The 24674-nt window shown below is 60.2% G+C and carries 24 protein-coding genes and 1 riboswitch; of the genes, 20 read left to right on the top strand and 4 right to left on the bottom strand.

From position 1 onward, the window contains the following. The first annotated feature begins 91 nt into the window (after positions 1 to 91). From ACXPUX_RS06515 to ACXPUX_RS06595, 17 genes are all read left to right on the top strand, one after another. A complete protein-coding gene (locus ACXPUX_RS06515) occupies positions 92 to 862 on the top strand; it encodes a formate dehydrogenase accessory sulfurtransferase FdhD (RefSeq protein ID WP_458830915.1) in 771 nt (256 codons plus the stop codon). A gap of 178 nt (positions 863 to 1040) precedes the next feature. Then, positions 1041 to 1958: an FMN-binding protein gene (locus ACXPUX_RS06520; protein WP_458830917.1), complete on the top strand. Its 918-nt coding sequence runs from the start codon at positions 1041 to 1043 to the stop codon at positions 1956 to 1958. A 22-nt stretch (positions 1959 to 1980) separates the two neighbouring features. Next, positions 1981 to 2625, top strand: a complete 645-nt coding sequence (locus ACXPUX_RS06525) for a ferredoxin-like protein (protein WP_458830919.1) — start codon at positions 1981 to 1983, stop codon at positions 2623 to 2625. A gap of 12 nt (positions 2626 to 2637) precedes the next feature. Then, positions 2638 to 4794 (top strand): aldehyde ferredoxin oxidoreductase N-terminal domain-containing protein, encoded by a 2157-nt coding sequence (locus ACXPUX_RS06530; RefSeq protein WP_458830921.1) that lies wholly within the window; start codon positions 2638 to 2640, stop codon positions 4792 to 4794. Between the two features lie 26 nt (positions 4795 to 4820). Further along, positions 4821 to 5738, top strand: a complete 918-nt coding sequence (locus tag ACXPUX_RS06535) for a hypothetical protein (RefSeq protein ID WP_458830923.1) — start codon at positions 4821 to 4823, stop codon at positions 5736 to 5738. A gap of 29 nt (positions 5739 to 5767) precedes the next feature. Then, positions 5768 to 5913: riboswitch (molybdenum cofactor riboswitch) on the top strand. A gap of 246 nt (positions 5914 to 6159) precedes the next feature. Continuing rightward, positions 6160 to 7413, top strand: a complete 1254-nt coding sequence (locus ACXPUX_RS06540) for a molybdopterin molybdotransferase MoeA (RefSeq protein WP_458830925.1) — start codon at positions 6160 to 6162, stop codon at positions 7411 to 7413. After that, a complete protein-coding gene (gene mobB / locus ACXPUX_RS06545; RefSeq protein ID WP_458830926.1) occupies positions 7403 to 7921 on the top strand; it encodes a molybdopterin-guanine dinucleotide biosynthesis protein B in 519 nt (172 codons plus the stop codon). Before ACXPUX_RS06540 ends, mobB begins: the two co-directional genes overlap by 11 nt. Before the next feature lie 13 nt (positions 7922 to 7934). Further along, a complete protein-coding gene (locus tag ACXPUX_RS06550; protein ID WP_005925006.1) occupies positions 7935 to 8954 on the top strand; it encodes a molybdopterin-binding protein in 1020 nt (339 codons plus the stop codon). 30 nt (positions 8955 to 8984) lie between these two features. Then, the gene (moaC, locus tag ACXPUX_RS06555; protein WP_458830928.1) at positions 8985 to 9482 is read left to right on the top strand and encodes a cyclic pyranopterin monophosphate synthase MoaC; all 498 of its coding nucleotides are present in this window, start codon (positions 8985 to 8987) and stop codon (positions 9480 to 9482) included. Further along, positions 9475 to 10452: a GTP 3',8-cyclase MoaA gene (gene moaA, locus ACXPUX_RS06560; RefSeq protein WP_458830930.1), complete on the top strand. Its 978-nt coding sequence runs from the start codon at positions 9475 to 9477 to the stop codon at positions 10450 to 10452. Before moaC ends, moaA begins: the two co-directional genes overlap by 8 nt. A gap of 6 nt (positions 10453 to 10458) precedes the next feature. After that, a complete protein-coding gene (locus ACXPUX_RS06565) occupies positions 10459 to 11391 on the top strand; it encodes a molybdopterin-binding protein (protein WP_458830932.1) in 933 nt (310 codons plus the stop codon). Positions 11392 to 11465: 74 nt separating this feature from the next. Next, complete coding sequence (gene modA / locus ACXPUX_RS06570; protein ID WP_458830934.1) at positions 11466 to 12350, top strand: molybdate ABC transporter substrate-binding protein; 885 nt, start codon at positions 11466 to 11468, stop codon at positions 12348 to 12350. A 10-nt stretch (positions 12351 to 12360) separates the two neighbouring features. Beyond that, complete coding sequence (modB, locus tag ACXPUX_RS06575; RefSeq protein WP_458830936.1) at positions 12361 to 13032, top strand: molybdate ABC transporter permease subunit; 672 nt, start codon at positions 12361 to 12363, stop codon at positions 13030 to 13032. Next, a complete protein-coding gene (locus ACXPUX_RS06580) occupies positions 13029 to 14078 on the top strand; it encodes a sulfate/molybdate ABC transporter ATP-binding protein (RefSeq protein WP_458830938.1) in 1050 nt (349 codons plus the stop codon). Before modB ends, ACXPUX_RS06580 begins: the two co-directional genes overlap by 4 nt. A gap of 303 nt (positions 14079 to 14381) precedes the next feature. Next, positions 14382 to 15128: a glycerophosphodiester phosphodiesterase family protein gene (locus ACXPUX_RS06585; protein WP_458830940.1), complete on the top strand. Its 747-nt coding sequence runs from the start codon at positions 14382 to 14384 to the stop codon at positions 15126 to 15128. Positions 15129 to 15173: 45 nt separating this feature from the next. Next, the gene (locus ACXPUX_RS06590) at positions 15174 to 15869 is read left to right on the top strand and encodes a YesL family protein (RefSeq protein ID WP_458830942.1); all 696 of its coding nucleotides are present in this window, start codon (positions 15174 to 15176) and stop codon (positions 15867 to 15869) included. 16 nt (positions 15870 to 15885) lie between these two features. Continuing rightward, the gene (locus ACXPUX_RS06595; protein WP_458830944.1) at positions 15886 to 16584 is read left to right on the top strand and encodes a hypothetical protein; all 699 of its coding nucleotides are present in this window, start codon (positions 15886 to 15888) and stop codon (positions 16582 to 16584) included. A 504-nt stretch (positions 16585 to 17088) separates the two neighbouring features. Here ACXPUX_RS06595 and ACXPUX_RS06600 read toward each other — a convergent pair. The 4 genes from ACXPUX_RS06600 to ACXPUX_RS06615 all read right to left on the bottom strand — a co-directional run bounded on the left by ACXPUX_RS06600 (position 17089) and on the right by ACXPUX_RS06615 (position 20941). Beyond that, entirely contained in the window at positions 17089 to 17436 is a 348-nt protein-coding gene (locus tag ACXPUX_RS06600) for a DUF1667 domain-containing protein (RefSeq protein WP_458830946.1), read from the bottom strand. A 5-nt stretch (positions 17437 to 17441) separates the two neighbouring features. Beyond that, positions 17442 to 18695: an NAD(P)/FAD-dependent oxidoreductase gene (locus tag ACXPUX_RS06605; protein WP_458830948.1), complete on the bottom strand. Its 1254-nt coding sequence runs from the start codon at positions 18693 to 18695 to the stop codon at positions 17442 to 17444. Further along, positions 18688 to 20133, bottom strand: a complete 1446-nt coding sequence (locus tag ACXPUX_RS06610) for an FAD-dependent oxidoreductase (protein ID WP_458830950.1) — start codon at positions 20131 to 20133, stop codon at positions 18688 to 18690. Before ACXPUX_RS06610 ends, ACXPUX_RS06605 begins: the two co-directional genes overlap by 8 nt. A gap of 241 nt (positions 20134 to 20374) precedes the next feature. Beyond that, positions 20375 to 20941 (bottom strand): glycerol-3-phosphate responsive antiterminator, encoded by a 567-nt coding sequence (locus ACXPUX_RS06615; RefSeq protein WP_458830952.1) that lies wholly within the window; start codon positions 20939 to 20941, stop codon positions 20375 to 20377. Between the two features lie 456 nt (positions 20942 to 21397). Between ACXPUX_RS06615 and ACXPUX_RS06620 the strand changes: the two genes are divergently transcribed. The 3 genes from ACXPUX_RS06620 to ACXPUX_RS06630 are packed head-to-tail and all read left to right on the top strand — an operon-like array spanning position 21398 to position 24403. After that, entirely contained in the window at positions 21398 to 22846 is a 1449-nt protein-coding gene (locus tag ACXPUX_RS06620) for a cation:proton antiporter (RefSeq protein ID WP_458830954.1), read from the top strand. Then, positions 22846 to 23583 carry an MgtC/SapB family protein gene (locus tag ACXPUX_RS06625; protein WP_458830956.1) on the top strand — a complete coding sequence of 246 codons (738 nt, stop codon included), beginning with the start codon at positions 22846 to 22848 and terminating at the stop codon, positions 23581 to 23583. Before ACXPUX_RS06620 ends, ACXPUX_RS06625 begins: the two co-directional genes overlap by 1 nt. Positions 23584 to 23602: 19 nt before the next feature. After that, complete coding sequence (locus ACXPUX_RS06630; protein ID WP_458830958.1) at positions 23603 to 24403, top strand: HAD-IIA family hydrolase; 801 nt, start codon at positions 23603 to 23605, stop codon at positions 24401 to 24403. Positions 24404 to 24674: the final 271 nt, after the last annotated feature.

Consider the following 24674-nt stretch of genomic DNA (forward strand, 5'->3'; position numbering starts at 1 on the left):
GCATTCACGGAAAGATGGCTCTTGACTTTTTGCCACAGAACCGGTATGTTGATACTGTCTACTTACCACACAAATAATATAAGGAAGCTTTATGGAAAAACGCAGCACACCCTCTTTGCAGATCACCGACCGCTTTGGCGCACAGGCGGCCTTTGCCAGCCTGCGCCTGCCGGACGGTACCGAGGCCAGCGTGCCGGCAGAGCACGCCGCCACCATTTATGTAAACGAGCAGCCCGCCTTCCGGGTGGTATGCACCCCGGCGCTGCTGCCGCAGCTGGCCTTGGGGCGGCTGCTCACCGAAGGGTGGATCGCATCTGCGGACGAGGTGGAGCAGATCGCCGTCTGTGCCGAGGGCGCAAAGGTGCAGGTATATCTGCGCTACCCGCTGCCCACCCGCCGTGCCGCCGCGCAGAAGGTGGCCAGCTGCTGCACCGATAATATCGCGCTGGGCAGTCCGGTGGAGCAGCAGCCCCTGCGCCCTGTGCCCGGGCTGGCGTTGCAGCCGGAATGGGTGGAGTGCCTGACCGCCGCCATGCACGCCGGGCTGCCGCTGTACCGCGCCACCCGGGCGGTGCACAGCTGCTTTGTGCTGCAGGGGGGCGAGATCGTTTTTGCCTGCGAGGATCTGGGACGGCACAACGCGCTGGATAAGGCGGTGGGCTGCGCGGTGCTGGCGGGGCTGCCGCTGGCAGAATGTGTGCTGTACACCAGCGGCCGGGTGCCGCTGGATATGGTGCGCAAGGCCATCCGCGCCGGGGTGCCGGTGCTGGTAAGTAAAAGCATGCCCACCGTGCAATCCGCAGAGCTTGCAGCAGAATACGGCCTGCAGCTGGTGTGCGGACGCAAAATCCCTAAAGTTTAAGCAAATATTACAAAAACAATCGTTACAAAACGGAAAAGCCTGTCTATTTCTGTTGACATACTCCGCGCGCGCATGTTAATATATTATCGAAGAGACCGCTCCGCTGTTGCAGCAGCCAGAGCGGCCTCAATTGTTGCCCGGGGTTACCCGGCAAAATAAAAAACAGGCAGGTGATAACATGAAGCAGGCAACCAACCCGTTTGCGCCCGTACCGCTGTGGCGCAAGCGGCTGCCGGGCTATGCAGCCATGGGCGTTGCGACCATCGCCTTGGCGGTCGGTCTGACCACCTTGCAAAGCGCACGCACCACGGTTGCCGGTACGCTGCTGCCGGTGTCGGAGGCGGATGCAGCCATCTACGGCATCAGCGCAGTGTACCAGCTCGACGATGGCAGCTACCGCGTGGAGGGCACTCAGAAGGGCTTCCAGAGCGATGTGCAGGCTGCTGTGACCATTGACGCCGAGGGCAATGTTTCCGCAGTAGAGATCCTCTCGCAGGACGAAACGGAAAGCCTTGGCGGCCAGTGCGTCAACCCGGAGTTCACATCCCAGTATCAGGGCGCAGCACCCTTCACGCTGGCGGGCAAAAGCTACACCGTAACGGACCCCGTTACCGGTGCCGCCTATGCTGCTGCCGGTGCAGCGGAGGAGCAGCCCGCTGCTGCCGGGGATTTTGACCCCGCACAGTGGCGCACCTTCGATACCTCTCCCGAGGCCGAGGCTACCCGCAAGATGTATGCTGCGGGGCTTACCTTCTCGGCTTTGAAGGGCGAGGCACTGGGCGATGAGCTGGCTCCGCCGCTGGATTCCAGCGCAGAGGCCGTAGCACGGCGCAAGCTGTACGCAGCCATGCTCAGCAAGAGCGCACTGGACGGCGAGCCGATGGCGATCCCCTTTGCGGATCTTTCGGCAGAAGAGCAGTCCAAGGTGCGTCTGGAGCAGGCCAGCCTGACCACCACCGGCAATGCGTCCGGTGCCGTCAGCGCAGACCTGACCGAGGTGGACGCCCTTTCCGGCGCGACCATCACCTCTTCGGCTGTGACGACCATCGTCAACAACTCGTATTTCTATGTGACCGGGGTACTCTGCGCAGAGTGACCTCAACGGAGGAATGGAACCTATGGCAAAAACTGATTTCCTGACGGCTGACATGACCCGCCGTCAATTCATGAAGATCTCGGGCAAGAGCCTTGCAGGGCTCACCCTGTCCGCTTCCATGCTGTCCCTGTTCGGCTGCTCTCAGCAGCAGGTGGATTCCGGCGCAGTGGCCACTTGGGCACTGCCGCAGGGCCTGCTGGTGGTCAACGCAGACCTGTGCACCGGCTGCCAGCGCTGCGAGATCAACTGCACCCTGACCAACGACGGCGTGTGCTCCTCTTATATCAGCCGCGTCAAGATCCAGCGCCGCCTGAATCTGGACGGCGCGGGCAACGGCCTGCTGTCCGGCACCGATAACTGCTTTGTCTACTTCCCGGATACCTGCCGCCAGTGCGAGGACCCCGCCTGCGGCAATGCCTGCCCGCAGAAGGCCATCACCACCGACAGCCGCGGCATCCGCGTAGTGGATACCGACAAGTGCATCGGCTGTGGCGCCTGCCATGAGGCCTGCCCGTGGCACATGCCCACCGTCAACCCCGAGACCGGCAAGTCCTCCAAGTGCATCGCCTGCGGTGCCTGCGTGGCAGGCTGCCCGTCCGGCGCATTGTCCATCGTGGATTGGGATGCCGTTACCAGCGCAGCACAGGCTGCATACTTGGATCTGTAAGGAGGAACTACAATGGCTGAAAGTTATGGCTGGACAGGCAAAATCCTGCGCGTCAACCTGACCACCGGCGAGATCACCACGCAGGATGACGAAAAGTATCATAAGTATATCGGCGGTATGGGCATGGCCTACCGCATTATGTATGAGGAAGCTCCCATGGAGCTGGACCCCTATGACGAGAAGGCTCTGGTCATCTTCGGTGTCGGCCCCCTGACCGGCGCAGGCGTGCCCTGCTCCGGCCGTATGAACGTGACCTTCCGCTCTACCTGGTCTAAGGGTCACTCTATTATCGATGCACACATGGGCGGCCACATCGGCTCCATGCTGAAGTATGCCGGTTACGACGGCATCGTCGTCAGCGGCATCTCTGAGAAGCCCGTCTACCTGCGCATCGAGGACGGCGAGGTCTCTCTGGAGGACGCATCCGAGATCTGGGGCAAGGGCACCTTTGCTGCCAACAAGTGGATGGTAGAGCAGAACGGCCGTGAGTTCGAGACTGCTTCCATCGGCCCTGCCGGTGAAAATCTGGTGGACTACTCCACCCTGAACACCAGCTTCGGCAACTCCGGCGGCGCCGGTCTGGGCGCTGCGCTGGGCAACAAAAAGCTGAAGGGTCTGGCCATCCGCGGCACCGGCAGCGTCAAGGTCGCTGACCCCAAGAAGGTGCTGGAGCTCTCCAACTACATGATGGGCAACCTGATCGGCGGCAACAACAACCACAACGTGCCCGCACAGCCCCAGAGCTGGGCAGAGTACAGCGCCACCTCCGGCAAGAACCGCTGGTCCGGCGCCCCCGGCCGTATGTGGAAGAAGGCTCCCGGCGGCCCCGTGGATACCGGCGAGCAGCCCTACAACGATATCAACAAGGTGGCTCTGCGCTGCTTCAAGGGCTACTTCGACTTCGGCGCTCCCGCTGCCGAGTACACCGTGAAGAACGGCGGCTGCTCCTCCTGCCCCATCCGCTGCTACACCGAGTATGATGTGGATCCGCTGGCAGATTACGATCTGCCCACCCACAACTCCAACACCTGTATGCCCGTGCTGTACGGCACCCGCGTCTACCCGGACGGCGTGCACGACTTCAAGTACGAGGGCGATGGCACCATGGTCATCAATCTGGCATGGGCTCATGCTGTGGACGATATGGGTCTGTGGGACAACTACGGCAACCTGAACCGCGACCTGCAGTGGATCCTGCGGATGCCGCGCGAGGAGGCCACCAAGTACATCAGCGAGGCCGAGTACGACTCTCTGCCTTGGGAGTGGGAGAAGGCCGGCGATCCCCGCTGGGAGGTCGAGCTGATCCGCCGCATGGCTTACGGCGAGGGCGACCTGTCCGTTATCGCCAAGGGCACGCTGGCCATGATGGAAAAGTTCGGCCTGCCCAAGAGCTGGCTGGACCGCACCGACGGCGCTACCAACTCCAACCTGATGTACAACGGCTACCCCAACCACCACGGCCCTGCTGAGGCATGGCAGGTGGGCATGCTGTACAACCTCGTTTACAACCGCGACTGCATGATCCACGAGATCGTCTGCGAGACCGGTTCCGGTGCTCCCTATGAGGTGACCAAGAAGGTCATGGAGGACTTCTTCGGCGAGGGCTGCTACGATAAGGCCAAGGCCTACACTCCCATCAACGAAAACAAGGCAAAGCTGGCTGCTTACTGCGTCAACGATAAGAACTTCCACGACTCCGCTACCCTGTGCAACTGGATGTGGCCCATGACTCAGTCTCCCTCCAAGGAGCGCGACTACCACGGCGATCTGGATCTGCAGGCAGACTTTATGACTGCTGTTACCGGCGAGACCTATACCCAGGCCGGTCTGCAGGAGGACGGCGCCCGCATCACCCAGATGCTGCGCGTGATGACCGCCATCAGCTTCCAGCAGAACTGCGGCAGCGCAAACCTGCGTCAGGAGCACGATGCCATCTGCGATTGGGTGTTTGATAAGGACCCCGACTTCAAGGCATTTGAGGAAGGCACTACCAAGCTGGACCGCGCCGACATGGAGAAGGCAAAGGATCTGTTCTACGACATCTTCGGCTGGGACCGCACCACCGGTGTGCCCACCCGCGAGACGCTGGAGAAGTATGATCTGGCTGACATGGCCGATGATCTGGAAAAGCGCGGCATCTACGCCCAGAACACCGCAGCAGCTGAATAAATCCCATAGAAAGAGGAAAGATCGTCATGTTGTTTGGCAGACGTAAACCCGGCTACACCACCACGGTGGATGGCAGCGTAGACCCGGAACAGGCCGTTCTGGAACTGCAAAAGGCAGAGCTGGCCGCCAAGAAAAAGCCCAAGGCAGAGGTGTTCGACATCGACGCCGCAAGCGAGACTGCCCGCCGCCTGAAGGAGACCGGCAGCACCTTTGACGGCAGCGCCGCCAAGACCGGCGAGGATGTGATCGCCGCAGTGGAGCGGGAGACCGCCGAGCTTGCCGCAAAGCAGGCCGCCGAGGCTGCACCCGAAGCTGCCGAAGCTGCGCAGCCCGATGCTGCAAAGCCGGAACTGCTGGATTTTCTGGCCGGTGAGCCGGAAGCGGAAAACGATCCCTTTGCGGATCAGCCCACCAAGACCGCCCCGGAGCTGCCGGAGTTGACCCCGGCACAGGAGCTGGCCGGTTACATCCGCGCACGCTCCGCGGCTGCGCTGCTTACCCCTCACGCTTTGCTGCTGGAGGAAGTGGAAAACGCCGACGAGCTGCTGGCGCAGATGCCCGCAGATCCCCAGTGCACCGATATCGTCACCCGCACGGGTGCAAAGGACACCTACTACTACTCCAACGCCAATATGAGCGATAACTACGCCATGATCGTGCAGCTCATTGAGGACAAGGATCTGTGTGTAATGTTCGCCGAGATGGTGCGGTTCAACGCCCGCATCTACCCCAGCGCCACTCCGCTCAAGTACTTCCAGCGCTCTCCCTACGGCCTTGCGCCGGAGGTCATCGAGCAGACTTGGAAGGCCATGCAGGAGAACCCGGAGTATGCCGATATCGAGGAGCTGACCAACAACCAGAACGAGCGGTTCCTCTTTTCTACCAAGCACCTCACCCGCCGCTACGCCAAGGCCATCAGCGACGTGGACGAGTTCTGTGACTAAATTCTACAATTGAATCAGGGTATAAGAGCTTCTTTGAGCAAAGGTGTCTAAACTCCCACAAAGAGCAGGACACCGCGCCGCAATGCTGCACCCGCAAGGGCGGGCATTCAAGGGTGGCGGGGGAAACCCCACCGCCTTCCCGCAGAAGAAACGCTGCAATTTGAAAAAAAGAACTCCTCCCATCTTCACAGGTGCTTTTTGGCTGTGTGCTGCCGCTGCAAGGACGGCACATAGCCGAAGGCTGCCACCGGCGTAGCAGACTGCAAGCTGCCGCTGCCGGTTTTGTGGGGATATTCTGCGGAGGCGTTTTGATTTTCCGGTCAAGACGTCTCCGCTTCTTTTTTACCTGCCTTTTTTGAAAAAAGAATACCCCCGCCGGTGCCCCGTCTGAGCCATAGCAGAAGGGGAGAGCGGCGGGTCTATGGAGGAAGTTATAATGAACCAGCCTTTCTGCTCCCCCGTCAAGGCGCTGCGCAGCGTGCTGGACGCGGCAGCACTTCTGCCTTCTCCGTCCCCGCAGACCATCCCGCTGGAAGCCGCCTGCGGGCGCATTGCCGCCGGTGACCTCTGCGCCCGGATGGACCAGCCCCCCTTTGACCGCAGCCCGTTGGACGGCTACGCCCTGCACAGCGCGGATACCGCCGGTGCAAGCCGGGAGACCCCGGTCACCCTGCCGGTGGTGATGAAGCTTTACGCGGGCGATGCCCCGGCTGCGGCACTGCCCGCAGGCTGTGCTGCCCGCATCATGACCGGAGCACCCCTGCCGGAGGGCGCGGACTGCGTCCTGATGCAGGAACTGACCGACAGCGGGGAAGAGAACGTGCAGCTTTATGCCGCCGTAAAACCGCTGCAGAACGTGGTATTCCGCGGCGAGGACGTGGCCGCAGGTGCGGTCATTGCGCCCGCCGGGACGGTGCTCACCCCCGCCCATCTGGGGGTGCTGGCCGGGCAGGGCTACGCTGAAGTAACGGTCTGCCGCCCGCTGACCGTGGGTATCCTTTCCACCGGCAGCGAGCTGCTGGAACCCGGCGCACCGTGGACATCCGGTAAAATTTACGATGCCAACGGCACCCAGAATGCCGCCCGGCTGCATCAGCTGGGCTTTGCCGTGGCGCGGCAGCAGTGCTCCGACGACCCGGAGGTCATCACCGGTAAAATGCAGGAGCTGCTGACTTGCTGCGATGCTGTCATCACCAGCGGTGGTGTCTCCGTAGGGCAGAAGGACTATCTGCCCCGTGTGCTGGAAAAGCTGGGCGCACAGCTGCTGGTAGAGGGCGTAGCCCAGAAGCCCGGCAGCCCCATGCTGGCGGCAACACTGGGCGGCAAGCTGGTGTTCTGCCTGTCCGGCAACCCCTTTGCCGCCGCTGCCACGCTGGAGCAGTATGCCATCCCCGCGTTGCTGCGCGCCGCTGGACGCCGGGAGGAGAGCTGCATCCCCGCCCGCACCGTCTGCACCCTGACGAATGGTTTTGCCAAAGCCAGCAAGGGCAACCGCTACCTGCGGGCGACTGCCTGCGGCGGCAAGGTGACCCTGCCCGGCGCGGGCAACACCGAGGCGCACTCTTCCGGTGCGCTGTCCGCCATGATGGGCTGCAACTGTCTGGTGGAGATCCCTGCCGGCAGCGGGCCGGTGGAATCCGGCATGGAAGTGGAGGTGCTTTGCTTTGTACAGTGAACAAAAACAGGCGCTGGCAGAGACACAGGTGCTCAAGCGCCCGGCGGTGCTGGCCGTCAGCGGGGTGCACAACAGCGGTAAGACCACCCTGTTGGAAAAGCTGCTGCCCGTGCTGCGCAGCCGTGGGCTGAAGGTAGGCGTCATCAAGCACGACGGCCACGATTTTACCCCGGACGTGCCCGGCACCGACAGCTACCGCCTACGGGAAGCCGGTGCCGAGGGCGTGGCGGTCTACTCCGGCACGCGCTACCTGCTGACCGAGGAATTCCGCCTGACCGAGCAGGATCTGCTTGCCCTGTTCGAGCGTCACGGCTACGACCTTGTGCTGCTGGAAGGGTTCAAATCCAGCGGCTGGCCGAAGATCGAGGTGGTGCGCAGCGCCATCTCGGATGCGCCCGTCTCCTTCCAGCCGCTGGCGGTGGTGGGGGATATCCCCGGCGCAGATTTTGACCTGAACGATATTCCGGCACTGGCAGACTGGATCGAAGCCCAGATGCCCGCGCTGTAAGGAGAATGCCATCATGAAACTGATCCGTACTGTTGACGCTGCAGGGCAGGTGCTCTGCCATGATATCACCCAGATCATCCCGGGCGAGTACAAGGATGCCCGCTTCCGCAAGGGGCACGTCATCCAGCCCGAGGATATCCCTGTGCTGCTTTCCATCGGCAAGGAGAACCTCTACGTCTGGGAAAAGCACCCCGGCATCCTCCACGAGGACGAAGCAGCCGCCCTGCTGTACAAGGCCGCTGCGGGCAAAAATATCCACGGCACTGCGCCGAAAGAAGGCAAGATCGAGCTGATCGCGGACTGTGACGGGCTGCTAAAGATCAACCGCAAGGCACTGATGGCTGTGAACAGCACCCCGCAGATGATGATTGCCACCATCCACGGCGACCTGCCGGTGAAAAAAGGGCAGAAGCTGGCCGGTACCCGCATCATCCCGCTGGTCATCGAGCAGGAGAAGATGGACGCTATGCAGGCCGCCGCCGGGGCAGAGCCTATCCTGAACGTGCTGCCCATGCAGGCCAAGAAGGTGGGCATCATCACCACCGGCAGCGAGGTGTTCAAGGGACGCATTGAGGATAAATTCACTCCCATCCTGCAAAGCAAGCTGGCTGTCTACGGCTGCGAGATGGTTTTCCATAAGGTCTGCGATGATGACCCCGCCGGGATCACCGCCGCCATTTTGGAGGCTAAGGCCGCAGGGTGCGAGCTGATCTTTACCACCGGCGGCATGAGCGTGGACCCCGATGACCGCACCCCGCTGGCTATCAAGAATACCGGGGCAGATATCATCACCTACGGCGCCCCTGTGCTGCCGGGCGCGATGTTCCTTGTCAGCTATCTGGACGGTGTGCCGGTGTGCGGCCTGCCCGGCTGCGTGATGTACGCCAAGCGCACCATCTTTGACTTGCTGTTGCCCCGTCTGCTGGCAGATGACCCCATCACCGCCGAGGATATCGCCCGCTTGGGTGAGGGCGGCCTGTGCCTGAACTGCGAAGTGTGCCACTGGCCGAACTGCGGCTTTGGGCATTGCTGAAACCCTCTCAGCTTACTAAGGTGAAAAAATATGAGTGAAAATAATCTGACACATTTTGATGCCGCCGGCAATGCCGTGATGGTGGACGTGAGCGCAAAGCCCGTCACCACCCGGGAAGCCACTGCCCACGGCATTATTACCATGAACGCCGAGGCCTTTGCCGCCGTGCAGAGCGGCACCGTGAAAAAGGGTGATGTGCTGGGCGTGGCGCGCATTGCGGGCATTATGGCCACCAAGCGCACCAGTGAGCTGATCCCCCTGTGCCATCCGCTGCCGCTGACCAAGGTAGGCATCGAGTTCCGTCTGCTGCCCGAGCGGCAGGCGGTAGAAGCCCTGTGCACCGTCAAGACCAGCGGCGTGACCGGTGTGGAGATGGAGGCGCTGACCGGCGTTTCTACCGCGCTGCTGACCATCTACGATATGTGCAAGGCCGTGGATAAGGGCATGGAGCTGGGCGAGATCCATCTGGTGGAAAAGATCGGCGGCAAGAGCGGCCACTATATCCGGGCGGAGGGCGGCTATGTTTGATCGTTACCAGCGCGAGATCCACTATCTGCGCCTGTCGGTGACCGACCTGTGCAACCTGCGCTGCCGCTACTGTATGCCGGACGGTGTGGAAAAGCTGGAGCGGGAAGCCGTGCTGACCTACGAGGAATTTCTGCGTCTGGCTGCGCTGTTTGCCCAGTGCGGCATCGACACCGTGCGGGTGACCGGCGGCGAGCCGCTGGTGCGCAAGAATGTGGCGCAGCTGGTGGCTGGGCTTAAAGAGACCCCGGGCATCCGCCGGGTCACCCTGACCACCAATGCGGTGCTGCTGGCAGAGCAGCTGCCTGCATTGCTGGACGCCGGGCTGGACAGTGTGAACATCAGCCTTGACACCCTGCGCCCGGAGGTGTTCCGGAAGATCACTGCCCGGGACGATTTTGCCGCCGTGCAGGCAGGCCTGCAGGCAGCGCTGGAAAGCGGCCTGCCGGTCAAGCTGAACTGTGTGCCGCAGGCGGGCGTCAACGAGGGCGAACTGGAACAGCTTGCCGCGCTGGCAAAGGACAACGCCCTGCAGGTGCGGTTCATTGAGATGATGCCCATCGGCTACGGCGCTGCCATGCCCTGCATCTCCGGCCCGGAGCTGCGGGCGCGGTTTGCCCGGCGCTGGCCGGAGCTTGCGCCCCTTTCCCCGGCGCAGGAGCACGCCTTGGGCGACGGCCCGGCGGTGTACTACACCGTGCCGGGCTGGCAGGGCAGCATCGGCTTTATTGCAGCGGTGCACGGCAAGTTCTGCGCTTCCTGCAACCGGGTGCGGCTGACCAGTCAGGGCTTTTTGCGCCCCTGTCTTGCCAGCGAGACCGGGCGTGACCTGCGCGCCCTGCTGCGCAGCGGCGCGGACGATGCGCAGCTGCTGGCCGCTATCCGGGAGACCATCTGGGCAAAGCCCCGGGAACACCATTTTAACGACAGTTCTATGCCCGCTACCCGCGGGATGTATCGCATTGGAGGATAAATAACTATGGGTAAGCTTCTGGCAATCTGTACCAGCCCCAAGCGGGGCACCGTAAAAACCGAGGTGCCCAGCGCCGTCCTGACCCCGGAATGGGGCATCGCGGAGGACGCCCACGGCGGCAACTGGCACCGTCAGGTCAGTATGCTCAGCGCCGAAAAGATCGAGGCGTTCCGCAAGAAAATTTGGGTGGACTACGGTGCCTTCGGCGAAAATCTGGTCATCGAGGGCTTCGATTTTCGCAGCCTGCCGGTGACCAGCCGGTTTGCCATCGGGGATGTGGTGCTGGAAATGACCCAGATCGGCAAGGAGTGCCACAACGACTGCGTCATCAAGCAGCAGACCGGCGAGTGCATCATGCCCCACGAGGGTGTGTTCGCCCGGGTGCTCACCGGCGGCGAGATCCATGTGGGGGACGAGGTGACCCTGCTGCCCGCACTGGAAAACCCGCCCCTGCGCGCTGCCGTGATCACCCTTTCCGATAAAGGCAGCCGCGGAGAGCGGGAGGATAAAAGCGGGCCGCTGATTGTGGAAATGCTCACCGCCGCAGGCTATGTGGTGGAGGAGACCATGATCCTGCCGGACGAAGCCAAGGCACTGAAAGCGCAGCTCATCCGCATGGCAGATGGCCGTCAGGTGAACCTTGTGCTCACCACCGGCGGCACCGGCTTCTCCCCCCGTGACATCACCCCGGAAGCCACCTGCGCCGTTGCCGACCGCAACGCCCCCGGCATTGCCGAGGCTATGCGCTACCACAGCCTGAGCATCACCCCGCGCGGGATGCTGAGCCGCGGCGTCAGCGTGCTGCGCGGCAAGACCCTGATCGTCAACCTGCCGGGCAGCCCCAAGGCGGTGCAGGAGAATTTGGAGTACATCCTGCCCAGCCTGGAGCACGGAGTACGCATCGCCGCGGGTCTGGACGGCGAGTGCGCCCGTAAGTAAGGTTTCCTGCCCTGTTTTCCTTTACGGGGCGTAGAAATATACTATTTTTTCACTTAAAGTAAGGAGAAACAGAGATGAACGACCATCGCATTTCCCGTCGGAGGTTTCTGGCCGCTGCCGGTATGGCCGGTGCAACCGCTGCCCTCACCGCCTGCGGCGGTGCTGCTTCCAGCGCAGCATCGTCCGTGGCTTCCTCTGCCGCCGCTTCCTCGGAAGCAGCACAGAGCGTGGAGTTGATCGTGTTTGCCGCCGCGTCCCTCACCGAGACGCTGAACGCTCTCGGCGAGAGCTACACGGCAGAGCACCCGGAGGTGACCTTCCGTTTCAACTTCGACTCTTCCGGCACCCTCAAGACCCAGATCCAGGAGGGCGCGGATTGCGATCTGTTCATCTCTGCCGGTCAGAAGCAGATGAACCAGCTGGACATCACCGCTTCTGCCGAGGTGAACAAGGACGGCCTTGACTTTGTGGATGCCGACAGCCGCGTAAATCTGCTGGAGAACAAGGTTGTGCTCTGCGTGCCGGAGGGCAGCGACAAAGGCATTGACAGCTTTGACGCACTGGCCGAGCAACTGAAGGCGAAGGATATCCTGTTCTGCATGGGCAACAGCGATGTGCCCGTGGGGCAGTACACCCAGAAGATCCTTGCCTACTATCAGCTGGACGAAGCTGCACTGGCCGCTGCGGGCGTGATCACCTACGGCTCCAACGTCAAGGAAGTGACCACGCAGGTCACCGAAGGCAGCGTGGACGCCGGTGCCGTTTACTGCACGGATGCGTACAGCGCCGGTCTGACCCCTGTGGACGAGGCCACCAAGGAGATGTGCGGTCAGGTCATCTACCCCGCCGCCGTGCTGAAGGCCGCCCCCAACGCTGAGGCTGCCAAGGAGTTCTTGGCTTACTTACAGACTGACAAGGCCATGACCGTGTTCGAGGGCGTGGGCTTCAGCGCCGTATAAAGGAGCAGGCATGGACTGGTATCCGTTGTGGAACAGCCTGCGCATTGCTTTGATCAGCTGCGCGGCGGTGTTCTTTCTTGGCATTTTTGCCGCCTACTATATCGCCCGGCTGCCCCGGGTGGTCAAGGGGGTGCTGGATGTGCTGCTCACCCTGCCTATGGTGCTGCCGCCTACGGTGGTGGGCTACTTTCTGCTGCTGCTCTTCGGCGCAAAGCGGCCGCTGGGCATCTTCTTCATGCAGCAGTTTGGGGTAAAGCTGGTCATGAACTGGTACAGCGCCATCTTTGCCTCCATCATGGTGGCTTTTCCGCTGATGTACCGCACCGCGCGCGGCGCGTTTGAAAGCTTTGACGAAACGCTGGCGTGGTCGGCGCAGACGCTGGGACAGTCCGATACATGGATCTTCTGGCGGGTGCGGATGCCCGCCTGCCGTCAGGGCATTCTGGCGGGTACAGTGCTGGCTTTTGCCCGGGCACTGGGCGAATACGGCGCTACCAGCATGATCGCGGGCTACACCCCCGGCAAGACCGCCACCATTGCCACCACAGTCTACCAGCTCTGGCGCACCAACGATGAGCTTGGTGCCATGCGGTGGGTGCTGGTAGATATCGCCATTTCGGCGGTGGTGCTGCTGGCGGTGAACCTGCTGGAGAAAAAACAGAAAGCGGGTGCCCGGAAATGAGCCTTGAAATCAACATTGAAAAAAAGCTGGACGGCTTTACCCTCCGCACCGCCTTTACCATCGGCAACACTTCCACTGCTTTGCTGGGAGCTTCCGGCTGCGGCAAAAGCATGACATTGCGGTGCATTGCAGGAATTGTAAAGCCGGACTGCGGACGCATCGTGCTGGACGGGCGGGTGCTGTTCGACAGCACCCGGCACATCGACCTGCCGCCGCAGCAGCGGGGCGTGGGACTGCTGTTCCAGAATTACGCCCTGTTCCCCAATATGACCGTGGAGCAGAATGTCCTTTGCGGCCTGAAGGCAGAAAAAGACCCTGCCGCCCGCCGCGCCGCCTGCGCCGAGATGCTGCGCGCCATGCGGCTGGAAGCGCTTGCCAAGCGCTACCCCGCCCAGCTTTCCGGCGGGCAGCAGCAGCGCGCCGCGCTGGCACGCATTCTGGTGGGCAAGCCCCGCATCCTGATGCTGGACGAGCCCTTCAGTGCGCTGGACAGCTACCTGCGGGAGGAGGTCGAGGGCGAGGTGGGCAGCCTGCTGGCAAGCTTTGCGGGCACGGCTCTGCTGGTGACCCACAACCGGGACGAGGCCTACCGCCTGTGCAAAGAAATGATCGTGCTGAACGAAGGACAGGTGCTGCGCACCGGTAGCACTAAGGCCGTTTTTGCCGACCCGCAGAGTGTTGCCGCCGCGCGGCTGACCGGCTGCAAGAACATTCTGCCCTGCACCCCGCTGGACAGCCACACCGTCCGGCTGGACGGCTGGGACACCACCCTGCGGCTGACACTGCCCGTCCCGGCGGGCTGCACCGCTGTGGGCATCCGTGCCCACGACTTTACGCCCTGCGCCGCCGATGTGCCCAACGCCATTCCGGTAAAGGCGGTCTCCACCAGCGAGAACCCCTTTGACTGGAACCTCATCTGCACCCCGCCGGAGGGCACGGCACAGCTGTGGTGGAAGGTAAGCAAAAAAAGCCTTTCCTCGGCAGCACCCGCCGCGCCACAGTACCTGTGTGCTGCACCGGAGAGCATCATGCCGCTGAAGGGCTGATAAAACAAATGGCTTCCGCTGCATTCTGGCCATATTCTGCTATGAGCCGGAAACGCCCGCGCCGGACAAAACCACCGGCTGACCGGTTTCGGCAGAGTGTTCAAGAATTAGGAAATAACTTTGTGCATAACTTCCAAAAGCTGAGCGGGCGCTTGTATTTCGCCTTAGAAAAGTGTACAATAAAACTACAAATTGTTTGCGCAGAGCAGGAGAGCGACAGACAGAGCGGAATAGCTTTGTTTTGTGCGCTCTTTTTGTTTTGCGGCCATCACCTACGGGTAAACCGGAAAGGAAGCAGAACCTATGGCTATGGATACTGTGAAGCTCGACAACAAAACCGTCCGTATGGTGGCCCACCGGGGCCTGAGCGGGCTGGAAAAGGAGAACACCTGTGCGGCCTTTGTGGCGGCCTGCAACCGCGCCACCTACTTTGGCGTAGAAACGGACGTGCATCGCACCGCAGACGGACAGTTCGTCATCTTCCATGATGACAACACTGCCCGGGTGGGCATTGACCACATGGTGATCGAGGAGACTACCTTCGACACCCTGCGCAAGCTGCAGCTGACCGACCTTGACGGCAAGCGCGGCCGCATCGACCTGACCATTCCCACCCTGATGGAGTATATCGAGATCTGTAAAAAATACGGCAAGCACTGCGTATTGGAGCTGAAGAACCAGTTCAAGGCCGCCGATGTCTACAAGATCGTTTCCATGATCGAAAAGGCGGGCTATCTGGAGCAGGTCACCTTTATCTCCTTTGCACTGAAGAACCTGATCTATCTGCGCCGCCGTTACCCGCAGCAGCCCGCCCAGTTCCTCATCAAGGAGTGGGACGACCGCTTGCTGGAAGTGCTGGAAAAGTACAACCTTGGTCTGGACATCTATTATAAGTCTGCCACCGCCGAAAACGTGCAGAAGGTGCACGCCCTTGGGCAGGAGTATAACGTCTGGACAGTCAACGAGGCTGCGGACGGTGCAGCACTGGTGGAGATGGGGGTGGACTACATCACCACCAATATTCTGGAAGGCACCGTCAAGGCTGAGTAAGAAGTTGTTTTCATAAGCAGATTACAGGAAGGAAACGCACCGCACATGAGCCGAATCTTTGACCCGGAAAACAAATTCTGGAACGCCATCGGCAAGGTTGCCGATGTTACCTGCATGAGCCTGCTGTGGTCCCTTACCAGCCTACCGCTGGTGACCATCGGCGCTGCCACTACCGCATTTTACGCCTATACCATGCGGCAGGTGCGTGACACCGAGGGCAGCATCCTGTCAGGGTTCTTTGGCGCTTTTAAGCAGCATTTCAAAAAAGCCACCCTGCTGTGGCTGCTGGAAGCGGCCGGCATCGCCTTTTTTGCCGCCGACCTTGTTGGCGTGTGGAACCTCTACCTCTTTGTGGGCGGTCTGCCCGCCATTCTGGTGGGGGCACTGGTGCTCTGCCTGACGATGCTGTTTCTGGGTTGCACCTTCTACATCTGGCCGCTGCTGGCAGTGTTTGATTTCCCGCTGAAAAAGCTGCTGGGCAACAGTTTCATCATGGCGGTGGGCAACCTGCCCGTCACCCTGACGCTGGCGCTGCTCTGGGCGCTGGCCGGTGTGGGCTGCTTTTACATGAGCGGTGTGTTTTTTGTGTGGGTAGGGCTGGCTATCTTTGTGTCCTCCTACTTCATCAACACGGTGTTCAAAAAATACACCGGCGAGCTTGCTGAGGAGCAGGCTGCATGGGAGCAGGCAGACCGGGAGCGGAAACAGCGCAAAAAAATGCAGAAGCGCGGGCTGCTGTAAGCGGGAGGCAGAAAAGATGAACTTGCGGGAACGCTTTACACGCTGGAAAGCAGCGGAAGGGGCAAAGCTGCGCCCCATGAGCCCCCGGCAGCGCGCGGGCTACATTTTGCACTACTACCGCTTCTGGATCATGGGGCTGGTGCTGCTGCTGGCGGTGGGCTTTTACATCGGGGACGCAGTGGTACAAAGCCAGAAAGAAATCCTGTTACAGGGCTTTTTTACCAACGATGAATATAACCTTTTCCCGGCGGAAAGCATCCAGAAGGACTACGCCGCCACGCAGGATCTTAGCCGCCGCCAGCGGATCGTTTTTGACGATGCGTTGTACATTGACCTTGGTGGAGATGCCAGCGACTACACCTCTGCCAGCAATGGCAAGCTGATCGCCTACACCCTGACCCACGAGCTGGATTTTGTGGTGACAAGCGACGAGGTGCTGGCCTATTACAAGGACAATATGCCCATGCGGGACCTGCGGGAGATCCTGCCAAAGGACTTGCAGCAGCAGCTGGGCAGCGCCCTGTGCACCGAGGTGAACGCAGAAGGCAAAACCGTCTGCGTTGCGGTGGATATGACCGCCAGCCGCTTTGTGGCGGGCACCGGCGCGGACGCCGACCCCCGGGTGGCGCACACCTACTACCTGTTTGTGCCGGAAAGTGCACCGCACACCCAGCAGATCGCAGAATTTCTGCGCTACGCCTTCCGGCTGGAGTGATGCCGCCCGGCGGGCGGCAATGCGGGACGGGCGATTTTGAATGGCCTCCGCTACCGCTCCGGCCATGTTTAGCGGAAGAATTATTTTTATTTTCGGGATAGCGGAACGCCTGCGGGCGTTCCGCTATCCCATTTTCACGGATAAGGAGCGTAACAGCAACTGGCAGCTGCCACGCTGGTTTCCTACGGAAACATCTGCGCGGCGGGGAAAACTCTTCCGTCATCGCCTGCGGCGATGCCACCTTCCCCAAGAGTTCGTATCCAAATCCCACCTGTGAAAATGGGGTTCAGAAACGCCCGCAGGCGTTTCTGAACCCCGAAATAAAAATAATCTTTCCGCTGATGATGCGCAGAGCAACGCGGAGCGCATTCCAAATCGTGTTTACACAGGGGGGATTTCCCCACACGCAAAGCAGCCGCTGCACGGTAAGGCGCAGCGGCTGCTTTGTTTATAGCGTGTATAGGAAGGGAGGTTGAAAAATGTTGTCGGAGTAAAGGGGGGAGTTTATGCCATATCGCGGCAGGTCACAATGTCTGCACCGGTGCCGCAGACGTCGGTCAGCACCACGTCACCCACATGGATGGGCGCGTGCAGCACCACGCTGTCCAGGGCAGCGACAACCTCAGCCATCTGTCCCTTGGGCACGGGCTTGGAGGTCTTGACCGGGCAGCGGGAGTGCAGGCAGCCCTCGGCGCGCACGGTGCTGGTAATGATGCGGGTGGGGTGGGTCAGCTCTTCCTTACCGTAGGTGATGCCGTTGGGGCAGCCGTTGCCGGTCACCTTGTAGTCGTTGGCTTCATCCACCTGCAGATGGCAGCCCTGAGGGCAGCAGGTGCAAATTACTTCTTTCATATCGCTCATGCCTCCTCGATCTCAATGGTCACTTCGTCCACGGGGGCTCTGTCCAGCAGCACTCTGGGCAGGGCAATGTGCTCCATCTCGCCGGGAGCAAGGCGGTCGCGCTTGAAGCGTGCGATCACCGTGTCACCGCTCTTGACAAGGATGGTGCTCTTGCCGCAGATGCGGCGGACGCGGAAGGACACATTGGTGCTCTTTTCCACGCCTTCCAGACGGATGCGCTGCGGCAGGGTGTAACCAAGGTCTGCGCCGGGCTTCACGGTCAGCACACGCCCCTCGGCCACAGGGCCGTTCTGGACGTAGTTGGCAGCAGCTACACCGGCCAGCTCGCTCTCGCCGGAAACAAAGTCCACCAGATCGTGCACCTGCACTACGTTGCCGCAGGCAAACACGCCGGGAATACTGGTCTCCATGTTCTCGTACACGATAGCACCCTTGGTGCGGGGGTCCATCTCGATTCCGGCCTGCTTGGTCAGCTCGTTCTCGGGGATCAGGCCCACGCTCAGCAGAATGGTGTCCACATCGAACTCCATCTCAGTGCCGGGGATGGGCTTGCGGTCGGGGCCGATCTCAGCCACGATGGCCTTTTCTACGCGGTCCTTGCCCTGAATATCCACGATGGTGTGGGAGAGGTACAGGGGGATGTCAAAGTCGTTCAGGCACTGTACGATGTTGCGGGTCAGGCCGCCGGAGTAGGGCATCACCTCTACGCAGGCCAGCACCTTTGCGCCCTCAAGGGTCATGCGGCGTGCCATGATGAGGCCGATGTCGCCGCTGCCGAGGATCAGCACCCGCTTACCCACAAGATAGCCTTCCATGTTCACATAGCGCTGTGCTGCACCGGCGGTATACACACCGGCAGGGCGGGTGCCCGGGGTACCAATGGCACCACGGGTGCGCTCGCGGCAGCCCATGCCCAGAACGATGCTCTTGGCTTCGATGATCTGGTAGCCGTACTCCTTGGAGACGCAGTGCACCTTTTTGTCCGGGGTTACTTCCAGCACCATGGTGTCCAGCTGCACCTTCACACCGGTGTCCTTGAGCATCTCAATAAAGCGTCCGGCGTACTCCGGGCCGGTCAGCTGCTCGCCAAAGCGGTGCAGACCGAAGCCGTTGTGGATGCACTGGTTCAGAATGCCGCCCAGTTCCTTGTCGCGCTCCAGAATGAGGATGTCGCGCAGACCGCTTTCCCATGCCTTGCAGGCAGCAGCAAGGCCCGCAGGGCCGCCGCCGATAATGACCAGATCAACCATTGCTCTTTCCTCCTACCTTCGTTTCGCTGACCAGAACGTTCGAGCCGTTCTTGTCCTGCAGGATGTCCATGGGGCTCATACCCAGCTCACGGCTGATAAGCTCCAGCACACGGGGGCCGCAGAAGCCGCCCTGACAACGACCCATGCCTGCACCGGCGCGGCGCTTGACGCCGTCGATGGTGTTGGCGGGCACCTCGCTGTGGAGAGCTGCCAGGATCTCGCCCTCGGTGATGGTCTCGCAGCGGCAGATCACCCGGCCGTAGGCGGGCTGTTCCTTGACAAGCGCTGCCTTTTCCTCTGCGGAAAGCTCCTTGAAGCGGATGTGGCGGCGGCCATCCTTGTAATCGGCCTTTTCAGCGCCCAGAACACCGCGCTGCTGCAGGATGGTAACAGCTTCCTCAGCAACTGCCGGGGCAGCGGACAGACCGGGGCTCTTCATGCCGGCCAGGTCGATCCAGCCGGGTGCTTCCGGCTCTTCGCCAATGATAAAGTCGTCCACGTCCAGATTGGCGCGCACGCCCGCAAAGCTGCGGATGGACTCGCCAAAGTTGATGCTGGGCACGCTGCGCTGGGCAGTGGCCTTGACAAATTCCAGACCGCTGCTGGTGCAGGAGGTGTCGTTGCCCTCCACCGGCTCTGCGTTGGGGCCGACGATCAGGTTGCCGTGCACGGTGGGTGCTACCAGCACGCCCTTGCCCAGCTCGTTGGGGCACTGGAAGATGACGTGGCTCACGCGGGTGCCTTCGCTCTTGTCCAGCAGGTAGTATTCGCCCCGGGTGGGAATGATGTGGAAGTTAGCAGGCTCCACCATGGAGTGCACCTTGTCTGCCCAGATACCGGCAGCGTTGATGACGCAGCGGGTCTCTACCGTGCCGCCGGGCACGGTCAGGCGGTAGCCGCCCTCGATGGCTTCGGCATCGGTCACCTTGCAGTTGCGGCGCAGCTCCACGCCGTTGCGTACCGCCACCTCGGTCATGGCCAGTGCGTACTCCCACGGGTTCACGATGGCGGCGCTGGGGGCCCACAGTGCGCCGCAGACCTTTTCAGAAAGGTTGGGCTCCATGGCAAGGGTCTCTTCCTTGGAAAGGATCTTCATGCCGGGCACGCCGTTGGCGGTGCCGTTCTCAAACAGATGCTGCAGGTGGGGCAGCTCCTTTTCGTCCAGTGCCAGCACCAGAGACCCGCACTGCTTATAGGAGACATCCAGCTTTGCGCAGATCTCCTTGGCCAGCGCCACGCCGCGCACATTCAGCCGTGCCATGCGGGTGCCGGGGGCGGGGTCGTAGCCTGCGTGGAGAATGGCGCTGTTGGCCTTGGTGGTGCAGTCTGCCACATCGTTCTCGGCCTCAAGGATGACCACCTTGTTGTCGTAGCGCGACAGTGCGTAGGCTGCGGCGGCACCGATGACACCACAGCCGATGATTGCTACATCATACATTGTTTTTTTCCTCCTGTCCGTTCTGCCTTGGCCCGTCGGGAGCCGGGCATCTGTTGTTTGTACAAAAAAAGAGCGAACCGAAACAAAGGCAACTGCCCTTGTCCGTTTCGCTCATATCTCTTGAAACAAACAGCACTTGTTGATTCTTATCATACCTTGTCCTTGCACAAAAAGCAAGATGTTTTGCACTTTTTGTGAAACCCTTACAAAAAACACCTGCCGCTTTTGCGCAGAATGCGGGTCACATATCCCACACGGCCTGATTGGTGGTGGAAATGGCGGTAGCACCGGCTTCCAGTGCAGCCAGCACGTCCTCCTTGTCCGCAATCAGCCCGCCGGTCAGCACCGGCACCTTGGCTTTGGCGCAGACGCGGCGCAGGATCTTAGGCATAGCACCGGGCAGCAGATCCAGACAGTCCGGTAGGTTTGCGGGGATCTTATCCAGACTTTCCAGTGCGATGGAATCCAGCAGGAATACCCGCAGGATGGCGACCAGACCAAGCTCCTTGGCACGGCGGATGAAGGACTGCCGGGTGGAGATGATGCCGTCGGCCTCGGTGGTATTGCGGATAAAGTCCACCGCCACCTCTTTGCCCGCCAGCCCGGCAATAAGGTCTACATGCACCACAGCAAAGCGCCCGGCTTCGTGGATGCGGCGCACAATGGAGGAGATATTACAGATATCTCCATATAATACAAATACCACCCGGATATTCTCATTGGTCAGTGCGTTGCAAAGCCCTGCATCATCTTTGACGGCCGCAATGACCGGCGTTTCCTGAATGGCATCCATCAGCTCCTGTTTCATGTTCTTCCTCCTGTTGCCCTTTTGCAGGGGCAATTTCTGCACACAAAAACTTTTACAATTAGAGGTATTATGAACGCTTTGACAGATAAAATCAATATCTTTTTGCGGAATTTCAGTAAAAAATGCAGAAATCTGGGCAAGATGTCCTATTTTGCAGGCTGGAAATTAGCATATCGTACAAAAAACTTACAGTATGTTTACATTTGCTTGACAATCACGGGGGACTATGCTATTCTGTGTCCATCAAAGTTGCCGATTTGATGGAACTGAAAACAGAATACAGGTGTTGACGGCCTTTTTAGAGCAAAGAGCAGGGCGGACAGTGAGAGAAAAGGGGAGAGGTTCCTTTTTCAGAGCTGTACGAGCCTGTTTTTTTATTTGTAGGGCAAGCGCTGCGGGCTGTGCAGCGCGGGCGGTGCTGCCTTACAGCCGGGATAGAAAGGAGCTTTGCCTGCCATGCTTACCCCCGTTTATGAGACCCTTCACATTACCTCCGAGGTTTCGGTGATCATCGTATCCGTGGCACTGATGCTGTTTTCCGGCTTTGCCATGACCCGCATCACAAAACGGCTGCGGCTGCCGAATGTGACGGCCTACATCGTGGCGGGCATCCTCATTGGCCCCTACTGCCTGAACCTTGTGCCCGGCAGGGTGGTCAGCGGCATGAGCTTTATTGCGGATATCGCACTGGCCTTCATCGCTTTCAGCACCGGCGAGTTCTTCAAGTTCTCCACCCTGAAAAAGAGCGGTGCCAAGGTGATGATCATCACAGTCATGGAGGCGTGTCTTGCCTCGGTGCTGGTGTTCATCGTGGTCTACTTTGTGCTGGGGCTGGAGCTGAATTTCTCCATCGTGCTGGCGGCGCTGGCCTCGGCCACCGCACCGGCTTCCACCGTTATGACCATCCGGCAGACCCGCGCCAAGGGCGAATTTGTAGAGGCCCTTCTGCAGGTGGTGGCACTGGACGATATGGTAGGTCTGCTGGCGTACAGCATCGCCATCTCGGTGGCGCTGGCCTCTATGACCGGCGATTTCCATGCCGGCAGCATCGTCCGGCCGATTCTGCTCAATATCGCGGTATTCGTGCTGGGCGGGCTGTTCGGCCTGATCCTTAAGCTGCTGCTGCATAAGCGCTCTACCGACAACCGGCTTATCGTATCGGTGGCGGTGCTGTTCACCTTCTGTGGTATCTGCGCCATGCTGGATGTTTCGCCCCTGCTGGGCTGTATGTCCATGAGCATGATCTATATCAACCTGACCGACGACGAGCGGCTGTTCAAGCAGCTCAACTACTTCAGTCCGCCCATTCTGCTGCTGTTCTTTGTGCGCTCCGGCGTCAATTTTGATCTGGGCGCACTGGTCAACAGTTCCGAGAGCATTGGCTCGGTATCCCTGCTGCAGATCGGCGTCATCTACTTTGTGGTGCGCATCCTTGGCAAGTATGCCGGTGCCTTCCTTGGCTGTGCCATGGTGGGCAAGGAAAAGCGCATCCGCAACTATCTAGGTCTGGCACTGGTGCCGCAGGCCGGTGTGGCCATTGGTCTGGCGGCCATGGGCGCGCGTACCCTCGGCGGTGAGACCGGCGATGTGCTGGAGACCATCATTCTGGCTTCCAGTGTGCTGTACGAGCTGATCGGCCCCGCATGCGCAAAGCTTTCGCTCTACCTTTCCAAGTCCTACTCCAACAAGCTGGAGGACATCGTGGAGCTGCCGGTGGAAGAGGACGCCCCGCAGAAAACCGAGGTGGAGCTGCTCATCGAGCGCATCCAGAGGATACAGGAGGAGCTGCCCAAGCATAACGACCCCTTTTACGAGGACGAGCTGGCTTTTTCTGAGGCCGCAGAGGAGCATTACATGAGGACTGCCGGGCCGCTGGCAGCCTCGTTCCGAAGGAGGAGAGCATAATGATCGCGGGCAACCTTCCTGTAACCGACCCCATTGCCGCCCTTCTGGGCGGGTGGTCCACCGGGCTGAACCCTTACTCGGTGCTGCTGCGGGTGTTTTTGATCGTGCTGCTGGCATCCATTATCGGCTGCGAGCGCTCCAGCAAGCGCCACTCGGCAGGTCTGCGCACCTTTGTGCTCATCTCCTTTTCCGCCACCACCGCCATGCTGCTGGATCAGTTCCTCATGGCGGGACACCCCTCCGGGCTGCCGCTGCTTTCGGCGGCTACCATCGTGGCTACCGCCATGCTGTCCGGCAACTCTATCCTGTTCAGCTCCCGCGGGCAGATCAAGGGACTGACCACCTCGGTGGGTCTGTGGGCCTGTGTGCTGCTGGGTTTTGCGGTGGGTGCAGGGCTGTACACGGTCACCCTGATCGTGTTCGTGTTTTTGCTGTGCATCCTGATGTGCTTCCCCTCGTTTGAAATCTACCTGCTGAACCGCTCCAACCACTTCGAGATCCATCTGGAGCTGAAAAGCAGCTTCTATCTGCGGGATTTTGTCACGGTGAGCCGCCGTTTGGGGCTGCGCATTGATGATATCGAATCTAACCCCGCCTACGCAGGCTCCGGCCTGAGCGTGTACACTATTACGTTTACTATTTGTAGCGCAGAACTGAAAAAATACAAAACGCATCACCAGATCATTGAAGCTCTGCGCTCGTTGGACTACATCTACCACATCGAAGAGATCCGCTAAAAGGAAAAGGGTTAAGGCTATGACTGACAAGATGGAGCTATTAAAACGCACCCGGCTGTTTGTGCTGGATATGGACGGCACCTTTTATCTGGGCGAGCGCATCCTGCCCGGCGCGGCAGAGTTTTTGCAGGCGGTAAAGGCAGCAGGGAAGGAGTATCTGTTTTTCACCAACAACTCCTCCCGCTCCCCCCGGGACTATATGGCAAAGCTGGAACGCATGGGCTGTCCCATTACCCGGGACGAGATCATGACCAGCGGCGATGTGACCATCCGCTACCTTCTGACCCACTGCCCGGACAAGACGGTCTATCTGGTGGGCACGCCTCCGCTGGTGGAAAGTTTTACCGAGGCAGGCATCCGGCTGGTGGACGAAAAGCCGGATCTCGTGGTCATCGGCTTTGACACCACCCTGACCTACGAAAAGCTCTCCAAGGCCTGCACCTTCATCCGGGAGGGCGCTGTCTTTCTTGCCACCCATCTGGACATCAACTGCCCCACCGAGACCGGCTTTATCCCGGACTGCGGCAGCTTCTGCGCTGCCATCAGCCTTTCCACCGGAAAGCAGCCGAAGTATCTGGGCAAGCCCTTTGCCGAAACCGTAGAAATGGTGCTGGATAAGACCGGCTATTCTGCCGCTGAAGTGGCCTTTGTGGGCGACCGCCTTTACACCGATGTAGCCACCGGCGTGAAAAACGGTGCGGCGGGCGTTCTGGTGCTGACCGGCGAGACCCATCCTGAGGATGTGGCAGGCTCAGACGTGCAGCCCGATGCCATTTTTGCCTCGCTGGGGGAGATGGGACAGGCGCTTCGCCTGTTGTGAAATTGACCTATATTTCAATATGAATTTAGGTGAATTGGACGATTTTTATAAAAATAGCACAAAAAAATAATAAATAGTGAATTTTCGTTCTTGCGAAATGTCCTTTTATGTGATATCATCAGGGCAAGAAACTGCATCACAATTGCATCTTGCTTGCAGAGAATGAGCGTGCCAAGCGGACAGCCAGAACGAAACCTGAAGGATATTCAGGCAATTTGGCCCGTTCGCTTTTCTTTTTTGCACAAAGAAGAGGAACGCCCCTTATTTTCAG

It is taken from the genome of Faecalibacterium sp. PGM34, assembly GCF_054456555.1.

Bases quoted from the DNA above. Each gene is read 5' to 3' on its own strand.
- ACXPUX_RS06600 (WP_458830946.1), bottom strand. From the start codon at position 17,436: ATGAAAGAAGTAATTTGCACCTGCTGCCCTCAGGGCTGCCATCTGCAG.
- modB (WP_458830936.1), top strand. From the start codon at position 12,361: ATGGACTGGTATCCGTTGTGGAACAGCCTGCGCATTGCTTTGATCAGC.
- ACXPUX_RS06625 (WP_458830956.1), top strand. From the start codon at position 22,846: ATGATCGCGGGCAACCTTCCTGTAACCGACCCCATTGCCGCCCTTCTG.
- ACXPUX_RS06590 (WP_458830942.1), top strand. From the start codon at position 15,174: ATGAGCCGAATCTTTGACCCGGAAAACAAATTCTGGAACGCCATCGGC.
- ACXPUX_RS06520 (WP_458830917.1), top strand. From the start codon at position 1,041: ATGAAGCAGGCAACCAACCCGTTTGCGCCCGTACCGCTGTGGCGCAAG.
- ACXPUX_RS06535 (WP_458830923.1), top strand. From the start codon at position 4,821: ATGTTGTTTGGCAGACGTAAACCCGGCTACACCACCACGGTGGATGGC.
- ACXPUX_RS06615 (WP_458830952.1), bottom strand. From the start codon at position 20,941: ATGAAACAGGAGCTGATGGATGCCATTCAGGAAACGCCGGTCATTGCG.
- ACXPUX_RS06580 (WP_458830938.1), top strand. From the start codon at position 13,029: ATGAGCCTTGAAATCAACATTGAAAAAAAGCTGGACGGCTTTACCCTC.
- ACXPUX_RS06620 (WP_458830954.1), top strand. From the start codon at position 21,398: ATGCTTACCCCCGTTTATGAGACCCTTCACATTACCTCCGAGGTTTCG.
- ACXPUX_RS06605 (WP_458830948.1), bottom strand. From the start codon at position 18,695: ATGGTTGATCTGGTCATTATCGGCGGCGGCCCTGCGGGCCTTGCTGCT.
- ACXPUX_RS06540 (WP_458830925.1), top strand. From the start codon at position 6,160: ATGGAGGAAGTTATAATGAACCAGCCTTTCTGCTCCCCCGTCAAGGCG.
- ACXPUX_RS06515 (WP_458830915.1), top strand. From the start codon at position 92: ATGGAAAAACGCAGCACACCCTCTTTGCAGATCACCGACCGCTTTGGC.
- ACXPUX_RS06585 (WP_458830940.1), top strand. From the start codon at position 14,382: ATGGCTATGGATACTGTGAAGCTCGACAACAAAACCGTCCGTATGGTG.
- moaC (WP_458830928.1), top strand. From the start codon at position 8,985: ATGAGTGAAAATAATCTGACACATTTTGATGCCGCCGGCAATGCCGTG.
- ACXPUX_RS06630 (WP_458830958.1), top strand. From the start codon at position 23,603: ATGACTGACAAGATGGAGCTATTAAAACGCACCCGGCTGTTTGTGCTG.
- ACXPUX_RS06565 (WP_458830932.1), top strand. From the start codon at position 10,459: ATGGGTAAGCTTCTGGCAATCTGTACCAGCCCCAAGCGGGGCACCGTA.
- modA (WP_458830934.1), top strand. From the start codon at position 11,466: ATGAACGACCATCGCATTTCCCGTCGGAGGTTTCTGGCCGCTGCCGGT.
- ACXPUX_RS06530 (WP_458830921.1), top strand. From the start codon at position 2,638: ATGGCTGAAAGTTATGGCTGGACAGGCAAAATCCTGCGCGTCAACCTG.
- ACXPUX_RS06525 (WP_458830919.1), top strand. From the start codon at position 1,981: ATGGCAAAAACTGATTTCCTGACGGCTGACATGACCCGCCGTCAATTC.
- ACXPUX_RS06595 (WP_458830944.1), top strand. From the start codon at position 15,886: ATGAACTTGCGGGAACGCTTTACACGCTGGAAAGCAGCGGAAGGGGCA.
- ACXPUX_RS06610 (WP_458830950.1), bottom strand. From the start codon at position 20,133: ATGTATGATGTAGCAATCATCGGCTGTGGTGTCATCGGTGCCGCCGCA.
- moaA (WP_458830930.1), top strand. From the start codon at position 9,475: ATGTTTGATCGTTACCAGCGCGAGATCCACTATCTGCGCCTGTCGGTG.
- ACXPUX_RS06550 (WP_005925006.1), top strand. From the start codon at position 7,935: ATGAAACTGATCCGTACTGTTGACGCTGCAGGGCAGGTGCTCTGCCAT.